Here is a 22,573-nt window from a genome sequence, read left to right on the forward strand (position 1 = left end):
CCGAAAGAATAATCGACATGAAAAAACTGCTTGTCTCACTTGCGCTCGGCCTGAGCGTGCTCACGGCCGGCGTGACCGGTTTTGCGCAGACGCCGGCGCCCGCGGCTGACGCGGCTTCCGCACCGGCTGCTGCGGCACCCGCCGCGGCCGCGCCTGCTGCTGCTCCCGCGGCCGCACCTGCAGCCGCCGCTGCCGCAGCCCCCGCGGCTGCTGCGCCTGCCGCTGCCGCCCCCACCTTCAACAAGGGCGACACCAGCTGGATGATGCTGTCGACCTTGCTCGTCATCATGATGACGGTCCCTGGCCTCGCGCTGTTCTACGGCGGCCTGGTTCGCAGCAAGAACATGCTGTCGGTCCTGATGCAGATCATGGTCACGTTCTCGCTGATCGTGGTGCTGTGGCTCATCTACGGCTACAGCCTCGCGTTCACCGAGGGGAATGCCTTCATCGGCGGCTTCGATCGGCTCTTCATGAAGGGCATCTTCGATGCGTCGACCGGCGTGTTCGCTCCGGGTGCGACCTTCAGCAAGGGTGTCTACATCCCTGAACTGCTGTTCGCTGCCTTCCAGGCCACCTTCGCCGGCATCACCTGCTGCCTGATCGTCGGTGCCTTCGCCGAACGTGCCAAGTTCTCCGGCGTGCTGGTGTTCATGGTGATCTGGTTCACCTTCAGCTACGCACCGCTCGCGCACATGGTCTGGTTCTGGATGGGTCCGGATGCCTACACCGCTGCTGGCGTCGTGGACGAAATGAACAGCAAGGCCGGCCTGATCTGGCAATGGGGCGCGCTCGACTTCGCGGGCGGCACCGTGGTGCACATCAACGCAGCCGTGGCCGGTCTGGTCGGTGCCTACGTGATCGGCAAGCGCGTCGGTTACGGCAAGGAAGCTTTCACGCCGCATTCGCTGACGCTGACCATGGTCGGTGCCTCGCTGCTGTGGGTGGGCTGGTTCGGCTTCAACGCAGGTTCGGCTCTCGAAGCCGGCACCAGCGCCGTGCTCGCCTTCATGAACACCTTCTCGGCAACCGCAGCTGCAGTGCTGGCCTGGTGCATCGGTGAAGCCATGCTGCGCGGCAAGGCGTCGATGCTCGGTGCCGCTTCGGGTGCCGTCGCCGGCCTCGTGGCGATCACCCCGGCTGCCGGCAACGTCGGCCTGATGGGCGCAATCATCATCGGCTTCGTCGCCGGTTTCGCTTGCCTCTGGGGCGTCAACGGTCTCAAGAAGCTGCTCGGCGCGGACGACTCGCTCGACGTGTTCGGCGTGCACGGCGTCGGCGGTATCGTGGGCGCGCTGCTGACCGGCGTGTTCAACACGCAATCGCTTGGCGGTCCTGGCCTGGTGGGTGACTGGGTCACGGCAGCCACGATCTCCAACGGCATCGGCGCACAAGTGTGGATCCAGCTGAAGGGCGTGATCCTGACCATCGTCTGGTCCGGTGTCGTCGCATTCATCGCCTACAAGATCGCCGACCTGACCGTGGGTCTGCGTGTGACGGAAGAAGAAGAGCGCGAAGGCCTCGACATCTCCGCCCACGGCGAAACAGCGTACAACCGCTGATCTGTCTGTAGAACCAGCCGCTCTCTCCGGAGGGCGGCCGGTGTTCCCAAAAGAGTTGTCAAGCGAGAGTCTCCTTTGGATGTTCAGCCCGCAAGTGCTTCGGCACCGGCGGGCTTTTTTTTGCCTTGCCGCCGAGGCCATGCACAATCATCGGCATGTGGCATACCCTCGACGACAGCCTTTGCGAGCTCGGTGAATCGCCTTTCTGGCATCCGGACGAGCGTTCTCTCTATTGGCTCGACATCCCGGGCCGCGCAGTCTTGCGCACACGCGGCGAGATCGAGACCGAGACGATCGAGCGTTGGGCACTGCCCTCCGAGCCCGGCTGCATGGCGCCAGCGCGCAGCGGTGGGCTCGTGATCGCCTTGCGCGACGGCGTCTACCGCGCCCGCACCTGGGACGGGCCGCTCGTTCGGATCGCGCGCTTCGACTACGACACCCGGACCATGCGCTTCAACGACGGCAAGTGCGATGCGCGCGGCCGCTTCTGGGCGGGCACGCTCAACGAGGCGAAGGACCGGCCCAGCGCGGCACTCTATTGCGTCGATGCGCGCGCTGGCGGCGAGCCGGTGGTCGCGCAGATGGCCGGCAATGCGACCACGGCGAACGGCCTCGCCTTCTCGCCCGATCAGCAAACGATGTACTGGGCCGACACGGCCGCCCACGTCGTGCATGCCTGGGACTGGGACGCCGATTCGAACGTGCTGTCGGCGCAGCGCGTCTTTCACCAGTTCGAGCCCAAGCCGGCCGGCTGGGTGGTCGGCAACGGCGTGGCCTATGCGGGGCGGCCCGACGGCGCCACCGTCGACATGGACGGCAACTACTGGGCGGCAATGTTCGAAGGCGCGCAACTGCTGCGCCTGTCGCCGCAGGGGCAGCTGCTCGACGCGGTGCCCACGCCGGTGCAGTGCCCGACGATGCCCTGTTTCGGTGGCGACGACCTGCGCACGCTGTTCGTTACCAGTGCACGCCGTGGCCGGCCGGAGAGCGAATTGGCCTTGAAGCCGGCATCCGGTTGCATCATCGCCACGCGGGTCGCCACACCCGGCCTGCCGGTTCATTTTTTCGAGGACTGAAGCGGCTGCGGACGGAGTGGCCGGCGCTACCATCGAAGGATGGATTCCGCGCTGCACCCTCTCGTCGATCGCATCCGGGCCGCGAGGGCCGACGGCACACCGCTGCGCATTCGTGGCGGCGGCACCAAGGACTTCTACGGCGAGCCGCCGGAGGGCGCATTGCTCGATACGCGTGCATTGACGGGCATCACCAGCTACGAGCCGAGCGAGCTCGTCGTGACGGTGCGCGGAGGCACATCGCTGGCGGCGCTCGATGCCGAACTGGCCGCCCACGGGCAATGCCTGGCATTCGAGCCACCGCAGTTTGGCGAGGGCACCACGGTCGGCGGAATGGTGGCCGCCGGCCTGGCCGGACCGTCGCGCGCGAGCGTCGGATCGGTGCGTGACTACGTGCTCGGCGCCACCCTGGTGAACGGACAGGGCGAGGTGCTGAGCTTCGGCGGCCAGGTCATGAAGAACGTCGCGGGTTACGACGTGTCGCGCGTGCTGGCCGGTTCGATGGGCGCATTGGGCCTCATCGTCGAAGTGAGCCTCAAGGTGCTCCCGGTGGCGCCGGCCGAGACCACGCTCAAGTTCGAATGCAGCCAGGCCGACGCGCTCGATCTGCTGCACGGCTGGGGCGGCCGTCCATTGCCGCTGAACGCCAGTTGCTGGGTCGAGGACGCAGGCGTCGGCACGCTGTACCTGCGGCTGCGCGGCGCGGTCGCGGCTGTCGAGTCGGCTTGTGCACAGATGGGCGGGACACGGCAGGACGACGTCGCCGCCGACTGGAACGCGTGCCGCGACCAGCAACTGCCCTGGTTTGCCGAGCAGACGGCGCATGGCGCGCGCGAACTGTGGCGTCTGTCGGTGCCGCAGACCGCGCCGGTGCTGGCGCTGCCGGGCACGCCGCTGATCGAATGGCACGGGGGCCAGCGCTGGTATGCGGCGGCACCGGGCGAGGGTGCCGCATTGCGGGCCGCGGCGCGAAATGCGGGCGGGCACGCGACGCTGTTCCGGCCAGCCGAAGGCGCCGTCGCGGCCACACCTTCGTTGCCGCGCTTCACGCCGCTCTCGCCTGCGCTGGAACGGGTCCAGCGTGCGCTCAAGCAGGCCTTCGATCCGGCGGACATCTTCAATCGCGGCCGGCTGCTGCAGGGCTAGCCGCGCATGCGCCGCCTGCTCCACCTCACGGGTCAGCACCGGACGGCGTCCATCGATCGGATCTTCGGCCTGCTGCTGGCCTTCAACGCGGGCGCCGTCAACGCCGGCGGCCTGCTGGTGGTCCACATGTACACCTCGCACATGTCGGGCTTCGCCTCGCAGGTGGCCGACGGCTTGGTGCTGGGCAGCGTGCCGCTGCTGCTCGGTGCGGTCGGCGCGATCCTGGCCTTCCTGTCGGGTGCATCCACCACGGCGGTCATCGTGAACTGGGGCGTTCAGCATCGCCTGCGCAGCAGCTTTGCGATGCCGTTGCTGCTCGAGGCGGGCCTGATGCTCGTGTTCGGCCTGCTCGGGGCGATCACGCTGACCTGGCCGACGCCATTCGCCGTTCCGCTGACCGTGCTGTTGCTGTCGTACATCATGGGTCTGCAGAACGGGCTGAGTTCGTGCATGACGCATGGCAGGATGCGCACCACCCACATGACCGGCAACATCACCGATCTCGGCCTCGAACTCGGCAGGCTTCTCTATCGCAACCGGCGCGGCACCGCGACGGCGAAGCGCGTCGTCGCCGACCGCCAGGCCATGCGGCTGCATGCCGGATTGCTCGGCATGTTCATCGCCGGCGGGCTGGTGGGCGCGGCGGGCTTCAAGTACGTGGGCTTCGTGTGGGTGGTGCCGCTCGCCGCGCTGCTTCTGGTGCTCTCGCTGCCGCCGTTTCGCCGTGATCTGCGCCGCTCCGCCTATCTGCGCGGGATGCTGCAATCCCTCTGGGCACGGCGTGCCGGGCGCCCACCCCATGCCTGATGTTTCGCGTTCCTCATAAAAAGAACCCACCATGCAAACCGAACTCGCCCCTGAATTCCAGGGCACAGCCGATGGCCAGGAGGCCGAGGCGATCCTGCGCAAATGCGTGCACTGCGGCTTCTGCACCGCGACCTGCCCGACCTACCAGTTGCTGGGCGACGAGCTCGACGGTCCCCGTGGCCGCATCTACCTGATCAAGCAGGTGCTCGAAGGCAAGGAACCGACCCGCGCGACGCAGCTGCACCTCGACCGCTGCCTGACCTGCCGCAACTGCGAGAGCACCTGCCCGAGCGGCGTGCAATATGGGCATCTGGTCGACATCGGCCGCAAGATCGTCGACGAGAAGGTGCCTCGGCCCGCGCTCGAGTCCGCCACGCGGTGGCTGCTCAAGGAGGCGCTGCCGTCGCCGTTGTTCGGCCCGGCGATGAAGCTGGGCCAGTCGGTGCGCGGCCTGCTGCCGAAAAAGCTGCAGGCCAAGGTGCCGCCGAAGCAGGACGCCGGCGCCTGGCCGAACCGCACCCATGCGCGCAAGGTGCTGATGCTCGCCGGCTGCGTGCAGCCTTCGATGATGCCCAACATCAACAGCGCGACCGCACGCGTGCTCGATGCGGCCGGCATCCAGACCGTCATCGCGGCCGAGGCCGGCTGCTGCGGCGCGGTCAGGTTCCATCTGAACGACCAGGACGGAGGCCGCGCGCAGATGCGCGCCAACATCGACGCCTGGTGGCCTGCGGTGGAAAAGAACGAGGTCGAGGCGATCGTCATGAATGCCTCCGGCTGCGGTGTCACCGTGCGCGAATACGGCCACATCCTCCAGGACGATGCCGCCTATGCGCCGAAGGCGCGCCGCATCAGCGAGCTCACGCGGGACCTGAGCGAATTGCTGCCGGACCTCGTCCCCGCGCTGCGCGGCCGGTTGCGTGCCGAAGCGGCGCGCGGCGCCGGCGTCGTGGCCTATCACCCGCCGTGCACGCTCCAGCACGGGCAGAAACTGCGCGGCGGCGTCGAGACGCACATGCGCGCGCTCGGCTTCGACGTGCAGATCGCACGCAGCGAATCGCACCTGTGCTGTGGCTCGGCCGGCACGTATTCCGTGCTGCAGCCCGAGATCGCCTATCCGCTGCGCGACCGCAAGCTCGGCCACCTGAACCAGCTGCAGCCGCGCGCCATCGTCTCCGCCAACATCGGTTGCATCACGCATCTGCAGAGCGGCAGCGAGACGCCGGTGAAGCATTGGGTCGAACTGCTCGACGAAGCTCTGACGCCGGCCTGAGCGACGGATCGGCTCTGATCGCACGCGGACCGGCGCCGCCATCCGACGCGGCGGGCCGTGCACCACGGCCACAGTCGGCGCCTGTTGAACGATTCAGGAGCCACCGATGCCATCCACTTCCACGTTTTCCACGTCACCCGCGTTTCGCCATGCCGCACGCGCGGCAGGCGCATTGGCGCTTGCCGCCAGCGTGCTCATGCCCTGGTCCGCCCAGGCACAGGACGCGATACCCGCCATGAAGAGCCAGGGTGTCGGCCGTTTCGTCTGCGGTGGCATCGGTTCGGACGAATCCGGTGCGATGCGCGCCGCGATGAAGCAGCATCCGCTGTCGCTGCTGTTCGCGCGCCCCGACGGTGGTTATCTGGCCGACGTCGATGTGGTCATCAAGGACGCCACAGGCAATTCGGCGGTGGCGCTGCGCGCGGACGGACCGGTCTGCCTGATCGATGTTCCGGCCGGCCGCTACACCGTTCAGGCAACCAGCAACGGTGTCACCAAGACCCAGAATGCCGCGGTGGACGGCGCATCGAAAACCTTGGATTTCCGCTTCTAGATAATTCTGATCAATTGTCACTAATTGTGCCGCCTTCCTCGGTCGACTGAGAACATTCGGCCGGTCTAGGGGGAAGTCGCGGCCATGAGAGTGACGCACAACGCGTCTCCGATGCCCAAGCAATAGGAGTGCAAACCATGATGAGCGCAGGTGTACTGGGCTGGCGTGGACATGATTGGAGAGCCCAGGGCGCACCGCGCCGCGTGGCGTTGTTCGACCCCGTGATGCGTTCGCGCGAACTGGCGCGCAGAGCCATCCACCGGCTGGGTCATATTCCGGTGATCGTCGACGATCTGCGATGGCCGGATGCGGCCGACACATCGCCTGCGCCGGCCTACGACCTCGCCGTGATCAGCTGTCCCGCCAGCGCGGAGGCCGCTGTGGCGATGCTGGCATGCGCCCGGGCCGTGTTCGGCGAGCAGACCGCGCTGCTCGTGGTGGCGGGCAAGAGCCGAACCCTGCAGATGCGCGCCATCTGCACAGGCATCCGCGAAAGCGTGATCGTTCGTCCCTCGAGCTTCAGCAGCTATTACGGATTGCTGCGTCAGGCCATGCGTCGCCAGGGCTTCGACCTGATGGATCCGGAGCTCCAGTGGGGCCCCTATCGCTTCGAAGCCAGCGCCGGCATCGTCCAGTTCGGCGGCCGCACGCTGAAGCTCCCACCGCTGGAGTTCGACCTGGCAATGGAATTCTTCCGCAACCTCGACCGAACCCTTTCGCGGGAACGGCTCTACAGCACGCTATGGGAGCATTTCGATGACGGCTCGCGCGCATTGGACACCCAGGTTTCCCGGTTGCGCCGAAAGCTCGACCTGCAGCGCGTGGATGGCTGGTCGCTTCGTTCGGCGTCGGGCGTCGGCTATCGGCTGGTGTCGCCTCGTACGCAGGAGGCCATGGGCTTCACGCTGCCAGGGCGGTCTCGATATCCTTCGACAGCGATGCCGGCGAATCCAGTGGTGCGAAGCGCCTGAGCACCCGTCCGTCGCGGCCGATCAGGAACTTGGTGAAGTTCCACTTGATCGCCTTGCTGCCGAGCAGCCCCGGTTTCTCACGCGTCAGCCACTCGTACAGCGGCGCGGCATTCGGCCCCTTGACATCGATCTTCTCGGTCATCAGGAAGCTGACGCCGTAGTTGCGGGTGCAGAAAGCACCGATCTCCGCGTTGCTGCCCGGGTCCTGCGACCCGAATTGATTCGAGGGGAATCCGATCACCGCGAGGCCGTCCTTCGCGTACTTTGCATTCAGGGCTTCCAGCCCTTCGAACTGCGGCGTGAAGCCGCACTTGCTTGCCGTGTTGACGATCAGCAGCACCCGACCGCGATAGTCCGCCAGAGAGATCGGTTTGCCGTCGATGCTGACGGCGTCGAAGTCATAGATGCTGGTGTCGGCCATGGTCGTGTCCTTCGGTGTGTCGGCATGAGCGGCACATTCTTCCAGGCTGTGCCAGGTTCAATGATGCTTGTCGCTGCGCGCAATGGCCAGCAGGTGTTCGACTTCTTCCGGATACTTGCGCAGGTTGTTCTCGTGCCACCGCTTGATGATCCACATGAAGCCCGCGACGACGACGCCGAACGCCGTGATGGCCGAATACGCCGACAGACCCAGGCCGGTGCAGGCGCTGTAGAACGCACCGAGCACCAGGATGCAGGCCTGCTCGTTGAAATTCTGGACTGCGATCGAACGGCCGGCGCCCATCAGGTTGTGGCCGCGGTGCTGCAGCAGCGCATTCATCGGCACCACCAGGAAACCACCGAACCCGCCCAGCACGATCAGGAAAGGCACGGCCAGCCAGAGATTGCCGATGAAGTTCATGCCGATCACGAGCAGGCCCATGCCGATGCCCAGCGGGATCACGCGGGTGGCCATGTCCAGCCGCATGCGCACCGACGCGACGATCGCGCCGATGGCCGTGCCGATCGCCACCACGCCGGTCAGCGACGAGGCCTGCGCCGTGTTGTAGCCCAGTGCGAGCGAGGCCCAGGCCAGCACGATGTATTTCAGGTTGCCACCGGCACCCCAGAACAGGGTGGTGGTCGCGAGAGAGATCTGCCCGAGCTTGTCGCGCCAGAGCCGCGAATTGCAATGCCAGAAGTCCGGCAACAGCGCGGCCATGTTGCGAACGAAGCCATGCGCCGGGTTCGCGCGCAACGGCCGCATTTCCACGCCGGTATGCGGGATGCGCGTGTTGAACCAGGCGGCCGCGATGTAGACGAAGATCAGCATCGAGATCGCCGCCGCGGGCGGAGTGTCGACGCCGGTGTCGATCAGCGGGAAATCGAAGGCCAACAGCTGGCTGGCCACCGCATGGCTCACCAGCGTCCCGCCCAGCACGATGCCCAGGATGATCGAGGCGATCGTCAGGCCCTCGATCCAGCCGTTCGCCTTGACCAATTGCGACGCCGGCAGCAGCTCGGTCAGGATCCCGTATTTCGCTGGCGAATAGGCCGCGGCGCCCAGCCCGACGATGGCGTAGGCAACCAGCGGATGGGAGCCGAACAGCATCATCAGGCAGCCCACGACCTTGATCGCGTTGCTGATGAACATCACCTTGCCCTTGGGCAAGGCGTCGGCGAAGGCACCGACCAGCGGCGCAAGTGCCACGTAGAACAGCGTGAAGATCGGGACCAGTGCTGCGCGCTGCCATTCCGGCGAGCCGGAAGATCGCATCAGTTCGACCGCCGCCACGAAAAGCGCGTTGTCGGCCAGCGACGAAAAGAACTGGGCCGACATGATGGTGAAGAAACCGCGCTTCATCGATGGGCTGGCTGGCCAGTTGGGAGCTGGCGACGTGGGTGGGGCGGTGAAAATATGGCTTCGCCCTTTTTGGGGATGCGCGACGCGCTGTCGAGGGCGAAAGCGCGGTTATAGCATGGGGTGAAATGTCAAAATGCCTTGATGGGGTGGCATTTCCCTGACATGTTGTTTCATGTGGACGCCGCCCGACCACCAAATCGCTTCGTTGTGCCACGCCCCATCCTTGCCACCATCCATCCGGGCGCGTTGCGCCACAACCTCGACCGCGCGCGCCGCGCCGCCGTCGACGCGCGCGTCTGGGCCGTCGTCAAGGCGAACGCCTACGGCCATGGCATCGAGCGCGTCTTCGACGGCCTGCGGGCGGCCGACGGTTTTGCGCTGCTCGATCTGGCCGAGGCCGCGCGCGTCCGCGCCCTCGGCTGGCGCGGCCCGGTGCTGCTGCTCGAAGGCGTGTTCGAGGCGCGCGACCTCGAACTCTGCTCGCGTCTCGATCTCTGGCACGTCGTGCATGGCGATGCCCAGATCGACATGCTCGCGGCGCACAAGACGCAGGTGCCGCAACGCGTGTTCCTGAAGATGAATTCGGGCATGAACCGGCTCGGCTTCACGCCGGAACGCTTTCGCGCCGCGTGGACGCGCCTCAACGCGCTGCCGCAGGTCGACGAGATTTCGCTGATGACGCATTTCAGCGATGCCGACGGGCCCCGCGGTGTCGCCGACGCGCTCGCCACCTTCGAGCGGGTGACGCAGGACCTGCCGGGCGAGCGCAGCATCGCCAACAGCGCCGCCTTGCTGCGCCACACCGCGCAGACGCGCGCCGACTGGGTGCGTCCGGGCATTGCGCTGTACGGCGGCGCGCCCGACTTTCCAGAGAACGACGCGGCGCACTGGCAGTTGCAGCCGGCCATGTCGCTCACGACGAAGCTGATCGGCGTGCAGACGCTGAAGGCGGGTGACACCGTGGGTTATGGCTCCAGTTTCGTGGCCGAGGCGCCGCTGACCATCGGCATTGCCGCGATCGGCTATGCGGACGGCTACCCGCGCCACGCCGGCACCGGCACACCCGTGCTGGTGAACGGCGTGCGCACCCGTGTCGTCGGCCGCGTCAGCATGGACATGATCACGGTCGACCTGACGCCGGTGCCGGGCGCCGGCTTCGGCAGCGCCGTCACGTTGTGGGGACGCGCCGGCAACGGCGCCGTGCTGCCGATCGACGAGGTCGCGCAGGCCGCGGGCACGGTCGGCTACGAATTGATGTGCGCGGTCGCACCGCGGGTGCCGGTCGCGGTCGAAGCCGACGCGGGCTGAAATCGTCCGGGCGACGATCTGCGGACTGACCGCAGCCGTCGTCCGCGGTCAGTACAGCCTGATCTGGCTCAGCTTGAGCCGCGCAAGCCCCAGCAGCGCATCGGTGAAGGGCGTCGGCGTCCCGGTCAGCTGGCCGAGTTCGCGCACCACCGACACCAGTGCGTCGAGCTCGACCGGCCGGCTCGCCTCCACGTCCTGCAGCATCGAGGTCTTGAAGGCGCCGAGCCTGCGCGTGACTGCGTGGCGATCTTCCGGGCTCTCCGCGATCGGTATGCCGATGCGCGCGCCGATGTCCTTCGCCTCCAGCATCACGGCCGAGATGAAGCCGCGCACCAGGTCGTCGTTCATGATCAGGTCCGTGGTCGCGCCGGTCAGCGCGCTGATCGGGTTGACCGTCATGTTGCCCCAGAGCTTGTACCAGACGTCCTTCTGGATCTGCGGCGACACGCGGGCCTCGATCCCGCCGCGCACCAGCAGGGCGGCGAGCTCCTCGACACGCGGCGTGGCGCCACCGGACGGTTCGCCCAGGATCAGGCCGTTGCCGAAGTGATGACGCACCACGCCCGGTGCGTCGAGCGAGCAGCTCGCGTGCACCACGCCGCCGATCACGCGGTCGGCCGGAATGGCGCGTGCGATCGCGCCGTCCGGGTCCACGGCCGCCAGCCGCGAGCCGGCCAGTGGGCCGCCGAAACCACCTTCCAGAAACCACCAGGGCACGCCGTTCATCGCGGTGAGCACGATCGTGTCGGGCCCGACCAGGGGTGCGATGCGCTCGGCCACGCCGGCGAGCGCGGGCGCCTTGACCGCGATCACCACCAGGTCCTGCACGCCCAGCGCCGCCGGATCGGCCTGTGCGTTCACGGGCACGCGCGTGCGCTGGTCGCCGCGCATCAGGCCGAGGCCGTCCCGCTGCAGTGTGTCGAGCGTGGCGCCGCGTGCCACGACATTGATGCGGCAGCCCGCTTGCGCGAGCGCCACACCGATCCATCCGCCGATCGCGCCGGCGCCGTAGATACAGGTTTTCATGCGTCCGATGGTGCCAGAGCGCGGGCCTCGCCGGCACCGCAAGGTGGCCGAGGCACCGCCGGCGTCATGCTTCCGCGGTGAAGCCGACCCGCTTGACGATCGGCGCCCACTTGGCCGTGTCCTTCTTGAGCAGGTCCATCAGCTCGGTGGGTGTCGACGACATCGCTTCGAGCCCGAAGGTCGCCAGGCCGTCGACCACGTCCTTCGATGCCAGCGCCGTGCGCATGGCGGTGTTGAGCCGCGCCACCAGTTCCGGCGACGCCTTGACCGGCAGGAAGAAGGCGAACCATTCGCTGTGCGCCATGTCCTTGATGCCTTGTTCCTCGAAGGTCGGCACGTCCGGCGCGAAGCGGCTGCGCGTCGCACCCGAGACGCCGAGGATGCGCACCTTGCCGGTGGGCAGATGCTGCGTGATGTCGCCGATCGGGCCGGACACCGCCGAGATGTTGCCGCCCAGCAGGTCGAGCATCGCCGGCTGCGTGCCGCGGTAGGCCGCGTGCTTGAGTTCCACGTCGGCGCCCTTGCCGAGCAGTGCGCCGATGAAGTGCGGCGTCGAGCCCGCGGCCGGCGAGCCGAAGTTCGCGCCGCTCGGGTTGGCCTTGGCCCAGGCGAGGAAGTCGGGCACGTTCTTCACGCTGGCCGGCACCGACGGGCCGACCGCGAAGCCGAAGTCGAAGACGCAGCCCAGCGACACCGGTGCGAGGTCGGTCGCGAAGTCGTACGGCAGCTTCTTGTAGATGTGCGGATAGATCGTGAGGATCGAGGTCGGCGTCTGCAGGATCGTGGTGCCGTCGGCGGGTTGGCTCTTGACGTAATTGACTGCGATCTGGCCGCCCGCGCCGGTGCGGTTTTCCACCACGGCCGTGTTCGCGAAGCCCGGGCCCAGCTTGGTGGCCAGGCGGCGGCAGATGTTGTCGGACGTGCCGCCGGCCGCGAAGCCGGTGATGATCCGCGTGGTCTCGATGGTCTGGGCAAAGACCTGCTGGCCGATGCTCGCGAGCAGTGCCGAGGCGCCCGTGGTCTGCAGCAGATGGCGTCGTGTGAAGTTCATGTCTTGTCTCCGTTGGATCTGTCTTGTTGGTTTCAGGAAGCGTCGCGCAGCCAGGTGACGGCGCCTGAATGGGTCACGGCGCCCTGGTGTCCCGGGCGCACGGTGAGCGCGTATTTTTCCAGCAGGCCGCCCATTCGCATCCCCGCGTTTACCTCACGTCCGGCCAGCCGGCGTGCGATTTCGTCGGCCGCGAGTTCGACCGTGATGCTGCGCGCCGACGCGCGTGCATCGATCGCGATCACGTCGCCGTCGCGCAGCGCCGCGATCGGCCCGCCGTCGGCGGCTTCCGGGCCCGCATAGCCGATGCACAGGCCGCGCGTCGCGCCCGAGAAGCGGCCGTCGGTCAGCAGCGCGACCTTGTCGCCCATGCCCTGGCCGTAGAGCAGGGCGGTGATGCCGAGCATCTCGCGCATGCCGGGACTGCCCTTGGGGCCTTCATTGCGGATCACGATCACGTCGCCCGGCAGGTAGCGCTGGTTCTGCACAGCCGTCTGCGCTTCTTCTTCCGAGTCGAACACGCGCGCCGGGCCGCGGTGCACCAGCGTCTTGAGGCCGGCCGTCTTGAGCAGCGCACCGTCCGGGCACAGATTGCCCTTGAGCACGGCGAGCCCGCCGTCCGGCGTGATCGGATTGCCGGCCTCGCGCACCACGCGGCCGTCGGGCGCCGGTGCGTCGGCCACTTCCTCGGCCAGCGTGCGGCCGGTGAAGGTCAGCGCGTCGCCGTGCAGATAGCCCTGCTCGAGCAGCGTGCGCAGGATCACGCCCGCGCCGCCGATGTAGAACACGTCGCGCGCCAGGTACCGGCCGCCGGGGCGCAGGTCGGCGATCAGCGGCGTCCGCGCGAACACCTCGGCCACGTCGTCGAGGTGGAACTTGATGCCGGCCTCGTGCGCGATCGCCGGTATGTGCAGCGCGGCGTTGGTCGATCCGCCGGTGGCCGACACCACGGCGCAGGCGTTTTCCAGCGCCTTGCGCGTGACGACGTCGCGCGGCAACGGGCCGTCGCCCAGCACGGCCTTCATCAGTTGCCGCGCGGCGCGGCGCATCAGCGGCGCGCGTTCGCTGAACACCGCGGGCACCATGCTGGAGCCGATCGGCGCCAGGCCCAGCGCTTCCGACACCATGCCCATCGTGTTGGCCGTGAACTGGCCCGCGCAGGCGCCGGCCGTCGGCAGGCAGGCGCGGCTCATGGCCTCCAGGTCTTCCGCCGTCGCGGTGCCGGCCAGCACCTGGCCGATGGTTTCGTAGGTGTCGACCACGTTCAGGTCGCGCCCGTCCGGGCCGGGCATCTGGCCCGGCAGCGCCGAGCCGCCGTGCACGAAGACGCTCGGCACGTTGCAGCGCACCATGCCCATCATCAAGCCCGGCAGGTTCTTGTCGCAGGCGCCGATCGCGAAGATGCCGTCCCACTGGTGGCCGCGCGTGGAAGCCTCGACGCTGTCGGCGATCAGTTCGCGCGAGATCAGCGAGAAGCGCATGCCCGAATGCGCCATGGTCAGGCCGTCGCTGACCGACACCACCGGGCATTCGTGCGGCGTGCCGCCGCCCGCGTAGATGCCGGTCTTCGCGTGCTGGGCCTGCTCGCGCAGGTTCAGGTTGCAGGGGCTCATCTCGCCGCCGGTGTGGAACACGCCGACGTGCGGGCGTTCGATGTCCTCGTCGTCCTGGCCCAGCGCGTGCAGGAAGCTGCGAGTGGTCGCGCGGATCGTGCCGGTGCGGATGAGGGCGGAGCGGAAGGCGGGCGGCGTGGGCGCTGCTGCATCGGCCGGCGCTTCGCCGGTTTTCTTCGTGGGGTCGGTCATGTCGTCTCTTTTTTCTGATTCCGGGGAAAGTCCGGGGAAGTCCCGGAACGGGCGAACGCTCAGTAGCCGTTCGCCGATGCGCCGCCGGTGCCGGTCTTGAAGCGCGCCAGCAGCTGGCGTGCGCCGGCATCGAGCAGCATCGTGTCGACGCCGACCGCCACGAACAGCGCACCGGCCGCGAGCCATTTGCGCGCCTGCTCTTCCGTGGTCGACAGGATGCCGGGCGCCTTGCCGGCCCGGCGGATGCGCGCGATGCCGTCGGCGATCGCCGCCTGCACGTCGGGATGGCCCGGTCGGCCCGGAAAGCCCATCGACGCCGACAGGTCGGCCGGCCCGATGAACACGCCATCGACGCCCGGCGTGGCCGCGATCGCGTCGAGGTTGGCCATCGCTTCCACCGTTTCCGCCTGCACCAGCAGGCAGGCCTGCGCGTTCGCCTCGTGGATGTAGTCCGGGTAGGCCTGCCAGCGCGACGCGCGCGCGAGCGCCGACCCCATGCCGCGGATGCCCTCGGGCGGATAGCGCATCGCCTGCACCAGCTGCGCGGCCTGCGCGGCGGTGTCGACCATCGGCACCAGGATGGTCTGCGCGCCGATGTCCAGGTACTGCTTGATGAGCGCCGTTTCGCCGACCGGCACGCGGGCGATCGGGTGCGGCCGCGCAGCGCCGTCGGGCAGCGCCGACGCCGCGCTGGCGACGGCCTGCAACTGCGGCAGGACCGACCGGACGTCGTTCGGCGCATGCTCGCCATCGATCAGGAGCCAGTCGTAGCCGGTGCCCGCGAGCAGCTCCGTGACGTAGCCGTCGGCCAGGCCGACCCAGAGGCCGATCTGCGGCCGTCCGGCCTGCATCGCCTGCTTGAAGGTGTTGAGAGGGGTGTGCATGATCGATTATTGAATGCGGTGGTGCGCGCTTCCTGTCGCGTGCATTCGGTCGGCGCCCGGGTTTTCCCTTGGCCGTGCGCATGCCGGGCGCGCCGCGCTGCCTACACTCGCCCGATGGCCAAGGAAAAAACCAACTACGTCTGCTCCGAATGCGGCGGCACGAGCGCCAAGTGGCTCGGTAAATGCCCGAGCTGCGGCGCCTGGAACACGCTCGTCGAGCAGGTCGCCGCGCCTGCCGCCGGCGCCGCCAACAACCGCTTCAGCGCCCCCTTCGCCGCGCTCGCGGGGACCGGTGACATCGCCGTGCTGTCGGAGATCGAGGCGACCGACGTCGACCGCACCTCGACCGGCATCGACGAGCTGGACCGCGTGCTCGGTGGCGGCATCGTGCCCGGCGGCGTCACGCTGATCGGCGGCGACCCGGGCATCGGCAAGTCCACGCTGCTGCTGCAGGCGGTCGACGCCTTGCAGCGCGCCGGGCAGAACGCGCTCTACGTCACCGGCGAGGAGAGCGGGTCGCAGGTTGCGCTGCGCTCGCGCCGGCTCGGGCTCGACCACTCGCAGGTGCAGGTGCTGGCGGAGATCCAGCTGGAGAAGATCATCGCCACGCTCGACGCGCATCGCCCGGCGATCGCGGTGATCGACTCGATCCAGACCGTCTATTCGGACCAGCTGACCTCGGCGCCCGGCTCGGTCGCGCAGGTGCGCGAATGCGCGGCGCACCTCACGCGCTTCGCCAAGGCGTCGGGCACGGCGATCGTGCTGGTCGGCCACGTGACCAAGGAAGGCGCACTGGCCGGCCCGCGCGTGCTGGAGCACATGGTCGACACCGTGCTGTATTTCGAAGGCGACACGCATTCGAGCTTCCGGCTGGTGCGTGCCATCAAGAACCGTTTCGGCGCGGTCAACGAGATCGGCGTGTTCGCGATGACCGAGCGCGGCCTGAAAGGCGTCGCCAACCCGAGCGCGATCTTCCTGAGCCAGCACACCGAGCCGGTGCCGGGCAGCGTGGTGATGGTCACGCTCGAAGGCACGCGGCCGATGCTGGTCGAGATCCAGGCGCTGGTCGACAACGGCGGGCCGAGCCCGCGGCGGCTGTCGGTCGGCCTGGACCGCGACCGGCTGGCGATGCTGCTGGCCGTGCTGCACCGCCATGCCGGCGTGGCCTGCATGGACCAGGACGTGTTCGTCAACGCGGTCGGCGGCGTGCGCATCAGCGAACCGGCGGCCGACCTGGCCGTGATGCTCGCGATCACCTCCAGCCTGCGCGGCAAGCCGTTGCCCAAGGGCTTCATCGCGTTCGGCGAGGTCGGCCTCGCGGGCGAAGTGCGTCCCGCGCCGCGGGGGCAGGAACGCATGCGCGAGGCGGCCAAGCTGGGATTCAGCGTGGCCATCGTGCCGAAGGCGAATGCGCCGAAGAAGGGCGCCAAGGAGATCGAGGGACTGACGATCCATGCCGTGGATCGGGTGGAAGAAGCTCTCGACATCGTCCGCCGGCTGGACTGACGGCGTCGCGACGACAATCCGCGCCATGCAATTTCAGAAATTCCTGGTGCCGATCGGCGGTCTGGTGCTGCTCGGTTTCGCTTATCGCGGCTACGGCTGGGGCGGCGTCGCGCTGGCCGCCGGCGCGATCGTGATGTTCCTGCTGATGCACTTCAACCGCACGATGCAGACGCTCAAGCGCGCGGCCGACCGGCCGATCGGCTACGTCGCGAGCGCGGTGATGCTCAACGCCAAGCTCAAGAAGGGTTCGACGCTGCTGCACGTGATGGCCATGACGCGTGCGCTCGGCGAGCTGCGGTCGCCGAAGGACGAACAGCCGGAGCTCTACCGCTGGACCGATGGTGGTGGCTCCTACGTCGATGCCGTTTTTGTCGGCGGCAAGCTCGAAAGCTGGGAAATGACCAGACCTCCGGTCACCGAATAGCGCGGCAGCAATTCAGAACGGGGCGTCTTCGGGCAGCGCGGTTGCGGGAGCGCTGGCCGCAGCCACAGGCGCATCAGGCAGCGCGGCGCTGAACGCCGCTTCACCGCCGAGCGCTTCCAGCAGCGCGGGCACCAGCTGGCCGAGCTCGCCGGTGGCGATCGCGGCGTCGGCGTCGAAGTTGTCCTCTTTCTTGCCGCCGGGCGCGGCGTCGGCCGTGCCTTCGAGAAACACGATCTTGCGGATCTGCATCGACTCGCTGAGCTCGAAGGACACGCGGTCGTCCCAGGTCATCGCGAGCCGCGTCGGGCGCTTGCCGGACGCGATGTGCTGGCGCACTTCCTCGATGTCCAGCGGATGCTTGGCGTAGCGCACCACCGACTTCGATTCGTCCGTGGCCTTGAGCTCGCATTCGCGGTCGATCGTGAAGCCGGCCGGCGGCTCCTGGCTCGACAGCCACTCGGACATGGCGCTGGCGGGTTCGATCTGCGTGTTGATCTGCGTGACGGCGAAGCCTTCGAGCGACTGCACCAGGCTCGTCACGACCTCGTCGGCGCGCGCCGCATTGCTCGCATTGATCACCAGCCGGCGTTCCGACGGGTCGATCCAGACCGCGATGCGCGCGTAGCGTGCGAAGGCCATCGGCAGCAATTCGTGCGTGATGTCTTCCTTCAGGTCGCGCTTTTCCTTCTTGCCCGGCTTGCGGCCGGTGGTCGCCTCGATCTGCGCGCAGCGCTCGTCGACCTTGCGGCGCACCACCGAGCCCGGCAGCGCCTTGGTCTCGATCATGAATTCGAGCAGCCACTGGCCGCCGATGGATTCGACCAGCGGGCCGTTCTCCTGGCCACGCGGCTCGATCCAGCCGATGGATTTCTCCTGCGACGGGGAGCACGGAACGTAGCGCATCTTGCCGACCCCTTCCTCCGCATCGGTCAGCGACGGCGACCACGGTGCTTCGATGCGATAGACGATGACGTTCTTGAATACGGACACAGCAAACCTTTACGGACAGGGGATGGCAAAGCCCGCCATTGTCGGCCGGCCACGCTCTGCGCGCCGCCGTAAAATCGCAAGCTTTTGCGACAGCCTCCCCCGATATCCCCGCCTCCCCAAAGGACAAAGAACATGAGCGTGCTCCCCCCTTCGCTGGAAGATCGTGACGGCAAGATCTGGATGGACGGCCAGCTGGTCGACTGGCGCGACGCCAAGATCCATGTGCTGACCCACACCTTGCACTACGGCTGCGGCGTCTTCGAAGGTGTACGCGCCTACAAGACCGTCGACGGCACGGCGATCTTCCGCCTCGAAGAGCACACCGACCGCCTGTTCAACAGCGCCAAGATCCTCCGCATGAAGATCCCGTTCACCAAGGAACAGGTGAACGACGCGCAAAAGCAGGTGGTGCGCGAAAACAACCTGGAAAGCTGCTACCTGCGCCCGCTGGTCTGGATCGGCTCCGAAAAACTGGGCGTGAGCCCGCGCGGCAACACCATCCACGCGATGGTCGCGGCCTGGGCCTGGGGCGCCTACCTCGGCGAGGAAGGCATGAAGCGCGGCATCCGCGTGAAGACCTCCAGCTACACGCGCCACCACGTGAACATCACGATGACGCAGGCCAAGGCGGTCAGCAACTACAGCAATTCGATCCTCGCCAACATGGAGGCGCTGGACGACGGTTACGACGAGGCGCTGCTGCTCGACGCGAGCGGCTTCGTCTCCGAAGGCGCCGGCGAGAACGTGTTCGTCGTGAAGGACGGCGTGGTCTACACGCCCGACCTGTCGGCCGGCGCGCTCAACGGCATCACGCGCAACACGATCCTGCACATCTGCAAGGACCTCGGCATCGAGCTGGTGCAGAAGCGCATCACGCGCGACGAGATCTACATCGCCGACGAAGCCTTCTTCACCGGCACCGCCGCCGAAGTCACGCCGATCCGCGAACTCGACCGGGTCGAGATCGGCATCGGTTCGCGCGGCCCCGTCACGGAGAAGATCCAGAGCGCGTTCTTCGACATCGTCAACGGCAAGAATCCCAAGTACGCTCACTGGCTCACGAAAGTCTGAACATGGCCTCCCCCCAAGCCGCTATCGAATTGCTCGCCAAGGATCTGAATCCCCAAGGCGGCGTGTACTGCCCGAGCCCGAAGGCGGACATGAAGCTCTGGAACACCCATCCCAAGGTCTATCTCGACGTCGCCCACACCGGCGAGGCCAAGTGCCCCTATTGCGGTACGGTGTACCGCCTGAAGGCCGGCGAGACCGTGCATGGCGGCCACTGAGGCTGCCGACGCATCACCCGCCGCCGTCAGTTCCGATCACAGCCCCGAGCGCCTAGCGCCCATGGCCACGCCGCGGCTCTCGGTCGCCGTCCTGACCAGGAACGAGGCGCATGGCATTCGCGAATGCCTGCGCAGCGCCGCTTTCGCCGATGAAGTCATCGTGGTCGACAGCGGAAGTACCGACGACACCGTTGCCATCGCGCGTGAAGAGGGCGCGCAGGTCTTCGGCTATCCCGACTGGCAAGGCTTTGCCGTCCAGCGCAACCGCCTGCTCGCGCATGTCAGCGGCGACTATGTGTTCTTCCTGGACGCAGACGAAGTCATGACGCCGGAATTCCAGGCCGAGCTGCGCGCCGTCGTGCAGTCCGGTGCGCGTGCCGTCTGGAAGATCCGGTGGCGCATGGTGGCTTTCGGCCATCCACTGACCCATTACCGCGCGACGTCGACCATCGAACGCCTCTTCAGGCGCGACATGCTGATCGAATACAAGGGCGTGGTGCACGAAGAGGCGGTGCTGACCGAGCCCGGCGCGCCGCGTCACGTACTGCGTGCCCCGCTGTTGCACCATTCGCGCACCACGGTGCGCGCCAGCCTCGAGAAGCTCACCCAGTACGCGATGCTCGGCGCGGCCAAGCGTGCGGCGCTCGGCAAGCGCGGCGGCGTGCTGCGCGGTCTGGCCGCCGCCACGTCGATGTTCCTCCGTCTCTACATTTTCCGGCTCGGCTTTCTCTGCGGCGGTGCCGGTTTCCTTTATTGCTATTTCGTGGCGCTGGAGAGTTTCTTCCGCTACGCCGCCCTGTATTACGACCGTGCGGAACTGACTGAAAGCGTGGGGCGATGAGTTTTTCGGCGAAGGTGCAACCCTGGTGCGTGCGGGTTGCGACGGCATGTGCATTCCTGGTTCCGGGCATCGGCCTCTGGGTGCCGTCCGGTTATTCGTGGGGCGTGAGCCTGCTGTTGCTGGCGTCGCTCCTGTCCATACCGTTCTGGTCCAGAAGACTGCGGCCCCTGGACTTGACGGGCTGGCTGGCGCTGTCGATCGCGCTGATGGGCCTGCTCTGGTGGATCGACGCGGAGCCAGGCCATTTCGGGCCCGGCGCGTACGAGAAGCCGCTCAAGTATCTGCTGGCGTTGCCCTGCCTGTTCTTTTTGCACGCCTATGCGCCCAGGATCCGGGCGCTGTGGTTCGGCTTCGCTTTGGGTGGCATCGGCAGCGGGCTGACCGGGATCTACCAATGCGTCGTGCAGGACATGCCGCGTGCCACGGGCTACACCAACGCCATTCAGTACGGCGACCTGAGCCTGCTTTTCGGATTGATCTGCCTGGTGTTCCTGGCGGCGCGGCCCGCCTGCATGCGGTTGTCGCTCCATCTGCTGCTGGTGGCCGGTGCGGCTCTCGGCGTGCTCGGCTGTCTGATGTCGCAATCGCGCGGCGGCTGGCTGGCGCTGTTGATCGTCCTGCCCGTCATGGCCATCCTGCTGGCGCGCTACCTGCCGCGACGCGCCATGATCGTCGTCGGCGTGCTCAGCCTGGCGGGCATCGTCATCATGGTGGCGGCGCAGGTCCGCAAGTTCGATGAGCGCATCGACGAAGCCCAGCATGAGATCGCGCTGTTCAACAAAGGCGACAGCACCGTCACCTCGGTCGGCCAGCGGCTGTACCACTGGCGGCTCGCCTGGCAGATGGGCGTCGAGAAGCCGCTGACGGGATGGGGCCGCTACGGCTATGAAATGGAAAAGAAGCGGCGTGTCGAAACCGGGCTCGCCAACAGCAGCGTGCTGGAGTACGCCCACGCCCACAACGAAGTCCTCGATATCTTCGTCAAGCATGGCGTCCCCGGCGTGCTCGTGCTTCTGTTCTTCTATGGGGTGCCGGTCTTCCTGTTCTGGCCGAGCGCTGCGCGCGTCCGGCAGGGCGCGGACGGCGGCATCGATCGCGTGGCGCTGGGTCTGCGCATGGCCGGATTGCTGATACCGATCTGCACCATCGGGTTCGGCCTGACGCAGGTTTTCACTGCGCACAATAGCGGGAATATCAATTATCTTTTCCTGACCATGCTGCTCTACGCCTGCCTGCGTGGCCACGAAAAAGAACAACGACAAGCGCGCACGATGCCCACCACCTCTCAGGGAATCTCCATCGATGCACGTCCTGCTGGTCAATAACTCCGTCATTCCCGTGTATGCCTATGGCGGCACGGAGCGCGTGATCTGGGACCTCGGCAAGACCTTGGTGCAGATGGGGCACCAGGTCAGCTACCTGGTCCCCGAAGGTTCGCGCTGCGACTTCGCCCGGCTGCTGCCGATCCAGCCCGATCGGCCCTGGCGTGAACAGGTGCCGCAAGACATCGACGTCGTCCATTTCCAGTTCAATCCGAGACTGGAGTCCGAAGACGCGCTCGGCAAGCCCTATCTCTTCACCGAGCACGGCAATGGCCACAAGGCCAAGCCGCTGCCGCTCAACACCGTTTTCGTTTCACGCGACCACGCGCAGCGCTACGGCTCGACGCAGTTCGTGCACAACGGGCTCGACTGGTCGGCCTACGGACCGGTGGATTTCCAGCGCACGCGCACGCACTTCCACTTTCTCGGCAAGGCCGCATGGCGGGTGAAGAACGTGAAGGGCGCGATCAACATCGCCAAGCGTGCGGGCGTGGAGCTCGATGTGCTGGGCGGCGACCGCTTCAATTTCCGCCGCAGCATCCGGCTGACCCTGTCGCGCCGCATCCACTTCCATGGAATGGTCGGCGGCCAGCAGAAAGCCGAACTGCTGAACGCCTCGCGTGGCATGGTGTTTCCGGTGCGCTGGCACGAGCCCTTCGGCCTGGCGATCATCGAGAGCATGTACTTCGGCTGCCCCGTGTTCGCCACACCCTATGGTGCGCTGCCCGAACTGGTGCCCGAGCATTGCGGCGTGTTGTCGAACCGTGCGTCCGAACTGGTCGAGGCCATTCGCACCCGGAGCTTCGACATGCGTGCCTGCCAATCGCACGTGATGCAGAACTTCAGCGCGGAGGCCATGACGCGCGCCTACCTGCGGTACTACGAACGCGTGCTGGCCGGCGAGCGCGTGAACGACGTGGCACCCATCATCCAGGGCAAGGCCCGCTCGCTCGACTGGCACGGCTGAT

General features: G+C 67.3%; 22 protein-coding genes. 15 read left to right on the forward strand and 7 right to left on the reverse strand.

The window, feature by feature from the left end:
• Positions 1 to 17: 17 nt before the first annotated feature.
• The 7 genes from AC07PZ_RS29910 to AC07PZ_RS29940 all read left to right on the forward strand — a co-directional run bounded on the left by AC07PZ_RS29910 (position 18) and on the right by AC07PZ_RS29940 (position 7,382).
• Positions 18 to 1,559, forward strand: a complete 1,542-nt coding sequence (locus tag AC07PZ_RS29910; RefSeq protein ID WP_495298820.1) for an ammonium transporter — start codon at positions 18 to 20, stop codon at positions 1,557 to 1,559.
• A 155-nt stretch (positions 1,560 to 1,714) separates the two neighbouring features.
• The gene (locus AC07PZ_RS29915) at positions 1,715 to 2,635 is read left to right on the forward strand and encodes an SMP-30/gluconolactonase/LRE family protein (protein ID WP_495298821.1); all 921 of its coding nucleotides are present in this window, start codon (positions 1,715 to 1,717) and stop codon (positions 2,633 to 2,635) included.
• A 39-nt stretch (positions 2,636 to 2,674) separates the two neighbouring features.
• Positions 2,675 to 3,778, forward strand: a complete 1,104-nt coding sequence (glcE, locus tag AC07PZ_RS29920; RefSeq protein ID WP_495298822.1) for a glycolate oxidase subunit GlcE — start codon at positions 2,675 to 2,677, stop codon at positions 3,776 to 3,778.
• A gap of 6 nt (positions 3,779 to 3,784) precedes the next feature.
• Positions 3,785 to 4,585: a YoaK family protein gene (locus tag AC07PZ_RS29925; protein ID WP_495298823.1), complete on the forward strand. Its 801-nt coding sequence runs from the start codon at positions 3,785 to 3,787 to the stop codon at positions 4,583 to 4,585.
• A gap of 31 nt (positions 4,586 to 4,616) precedes the next feature.
• On the forward strand, positions 4,617 to 5,858 hold the full coding sequence (gene glcF, locus AC07PZ_RS29930; RefSeq protein ID WP_495298824.1) for a glycolate oxidase subunit GlcF: 1,242 nt from the start codon (positions 4,617 to 4,619) through the stop codon (positions 5,856 to 5,858).
• Between the two features lie 106 nt (positions 5,859 to 5,964).
• The gene (locus tag AC07PZ_RS29935; protein ID WP_495298825.1) at positions 5,965 to 6,411 is read left to right on the forward strand and encodes a carboxypeptidase regulatory-like domain-containing protein; all 447 of its coding nucleotides are present in this window, start codon (positions 5,965 to 5,967) and stop codon (positions 6,409 to 6,411) included.
• 140 nt (positions 6,412 to 6,551) lie between these two features.
• Complete coding sequence (locus AC07PZ_RS29940; RefSeq protein WP_495298826.1) at positions 6,552 to 7,382, forward strand: winged helix-turn-helix domain-containing protein; 831 nt, start codon at positions 6,552 to 6,554, stop codon at positions 7,380 to 7,382.
• On the opposite strand, the gene AC07PZ_RS29945 is transcribed toward AC07PZ_RS29940, so the two are convergent.
• Together AC07PZ_RS29945 and lplT are read right to left on the reverse strand one after the other, a co-directional pair.
• Positions 7,312 to 7,803 (reverse strand): glutathione peroxidase, encoded by a 492-nt coding sequence (locus AC07PZ_RS29945; RefSeq protein ID WP_495298827.1) that lies wholly within the window; start codon positions 7,801 to 7,803, stop codon positions 7,312 to 7,314. The two genes, AC07PZ_RS29940 and AC07PZ_RS29945, sit on opposite strands and share 71 nt — an antisense overlap.
• Before the next feature lie 57 nt (positions 7,804 to 7,860).
• Positions 7,861 to 9,165 carry a lysophospholipid transporter LplT gene (gene lplT, locus AC07PZ_RS29950; protein ID WP_495298828.1) on the reverse strand — a complete coding sequence of 435 codons (1,305 nt, stop codon included), beginning with the start codon at positions 9,163 to 9,165 and terminating at the stop codon, positions 7,861 to 7,863.
• Between the two features lie 207 nt (positions 9,166 to 9,372).
• Here lplT and alr point away from each other — a divergent pair, with 207 nt between their 5' ends.
• Positions 9,373 to 10,473: an alanine racemase gene (gene alr / locus AC07PZ_RS29955; RefSeq protein WP_495298829.1), complete on the forward strand. Its 1,101-nt coding sequence runs from the start codon at positions 9,373 to 9,375 to the stop codon at positions 10,471 to 10,473.
• A 48-nt stretch (positions 10,474 to 10,521) separates the two neighbouring features.
• Here alr and AC07PZ_RS29960 read toward each other — a convergent pair whose 3' ends face one another.
• The 4 genes from AC07PZ_RS29960 to hpaI form a co-directional block, all read right to left on the reverse strand.
• Positions 10,522 to 11,499 carry a 2-dehydropantoate 2-reductase gene (locus tag AC07PZ_RS29960; RefSeq protein ID WP_495298830.1) on the reverse strand — a complete coding sequence of 326 codons (978 nt, stop codon included), beginning with the start codon at positions 11,497 to 11,499 and terminating at the stop codon, positions 10,522 to 10,524.
• A 64-nt stretch (positions 11,500 to 11,563) separates the two neighbouring features.
• Positions 11,564 to 12,550 carry a Bug family tripartite tricarboxylate transporter substrate binding protein gene (locus AC07PZ_RS29965; RefSeq protein WP_495298831.1) on the reverse strand — a complete coding sequence of 329 codons (987 nt, stop codon included), beginning with the start codon at positions 12,548 to 12,550 and terminating at the stop codon, positions 11,564 to 11,566.
• 32 nt (positions 12,551 to 12,582) lie between these two features.
• Positions 12,583 to 14,352, reverse strand: a complete 1,770-nt coding sequence (gene ilvD, locus AC07PZ_RS29970; RefSeq protein ID WP_495298832.1) for a dihydroxy-acid dehydratase — start codon at positions 14,350 to 14,352, stop codon at positions 12,583 to 12,585.
• 59 nt (positions 14,353 to 14,411) lie between these two features.
• Positions 14,412 to 15,236, reverse strand: coding sequence for a 4-hydroxy-2-oxoheptanedioate aldolase (gene hpaI, locus AC07PZ_RS29975; RefSeq protein WP_495298833.1), 825 nt, complete (start codon positions 15,234 to 15,236; stop codon positions 14,412 to 14,414).
• A 114-nt stretch (positions 15,237 to 15,350) separates the two neighbouring features.
• On the opposite strand from hpaI, the gene radA reads away from it, so the two are divergent.
• Together radA and AC07PZ_RS29985 are read left to right on the forward strand one after the other, a co-directional pair.
• Positions 15,351 to 16,742 carry a DNA repair protein RadA gene (radA, locus tag AC07PZ_RS29980; RefSeq protein ID WP_495298834.1) on the forward strand — a complete coding sequence of 464 codons (1,392 nt, stop codon included), beginning with the start codon at positions 15,351 to 15,353 and terminating at the stop codon, positions 16,740 to 16,742.
• 16 nt (positions 16,743 to 16,758) lie between these two features.
• On the forward strand, positions 16,759 to 17,166 hold the full coding sequence (locus AC07PZ_RS29985) for a glycerate kinase (protein ID WP_495298926.1): 408 nt from the start codon (positions 16,759 to 16,761) through the stop codon (positions 17,164 to 17,166).
• Between the two features lie 12 nt (positions 17,167 to 17,178).
• Here AC07PZ_RS29985 and AC07PZ_RS29990 read toward each other — a convergent pair whose 3' ends face one another.
• Entirely contained in the window at positions 17,179 to 18,156 is a 978-nt protein-coding gene (locus AC07PZ_RS29990; protein ID WP_495298835.1) for a recombination-associated protein RdgC, read from the reverse strand.
• A 132-nt stretch (positions 18,157 to 18,288) separates the two neighbouring features.
• Between AC07PZ_RS29990 and AC07PZ_RS29995 the strand changes: the two genes are divergently transcribed.
• The 5 genes from AC07PZ_RS29995 to AC07PZ_RS30015 all read left to right on the forward strand — a co-directional run bounded on the left by AC07PZ_RS29995 (position 18,289) and on the right by AC07PZ_RS30015 (position 22,572).
• Positions 18,289 to 19,227, forward strand: coding sequence for a branched-chain amino acid transaminase (locus tag AC07PZ_RS29995; protein ID WP_495298836.1), 939 nt, complete (start codon positions 18,289 to 18,291; stop codon positions 19,225 to 19,227).
• Positions 19,228 to 19,229: 2 nt separating this feature from the next.
• Positions 19,230 to 19,442 carry a zinc-finger domain-containing protein gene (locus AC07PZ_RS30000; protein WP_495298837.1) on the forward strand — a complete coding sequence of 71 codons (213 nt, stop codon included), beginning with the start codon at positions 19,230 to 19,232 and terminating at the stop codon, positions 19,440 to 19,442.
• Positions 19,443 to 19,503: 61 nt separating this feature from the next.
• Positions 19,504 to 20,283 carry a glycosyltransferase family 2 protein gene (locus AC07PZ_RS30005; protein ID WP_495298927.1) on the forward strand — a complete coding sequence of 260 codons (780 nt, stop codon included), beginning with the start codon at positions 19,504 to 19,506 and terminating at the stop codon, positions 20,281 to 20,283.
• On the forward strand, positions 20,280 to 21,608 hold the full coding sequence (locus AC07PZ_RS30010) for an O-antigen ligase family protein (RefSeq protein WP_495298838.1): 1,329 nt from the start codon (positions 20,280 to 20,282) through the stop codon (positions 21,606 to 21,608). The genes AC07PZ_RS30005 and AC07PZ_RS30010 overlap by 4 nt, the downstream gene beginning before the upstream one ends.
• Positions 21,586 to 22,572 (forward strand): glycosyltransferase, encoded by a 987-nt coding sequence (locus tag AC07PZ_RS30015; protein ID WP_495298839.1) that lies wholly within the window; start codon positions 21,586 to 21,588, stop codon positions 22,570 to 22,572. The genes AC07PZ_RS30010 and AC07PZ_RS30015 overlap by 23 nt, the downstream gene beginning before the upstream one ends.
• Position 22,573: the final 1 nt, after the last annotated feature.

Source organism: Variovorax sp. GW821-FHT10B04, from assembly GCF_059415645.1.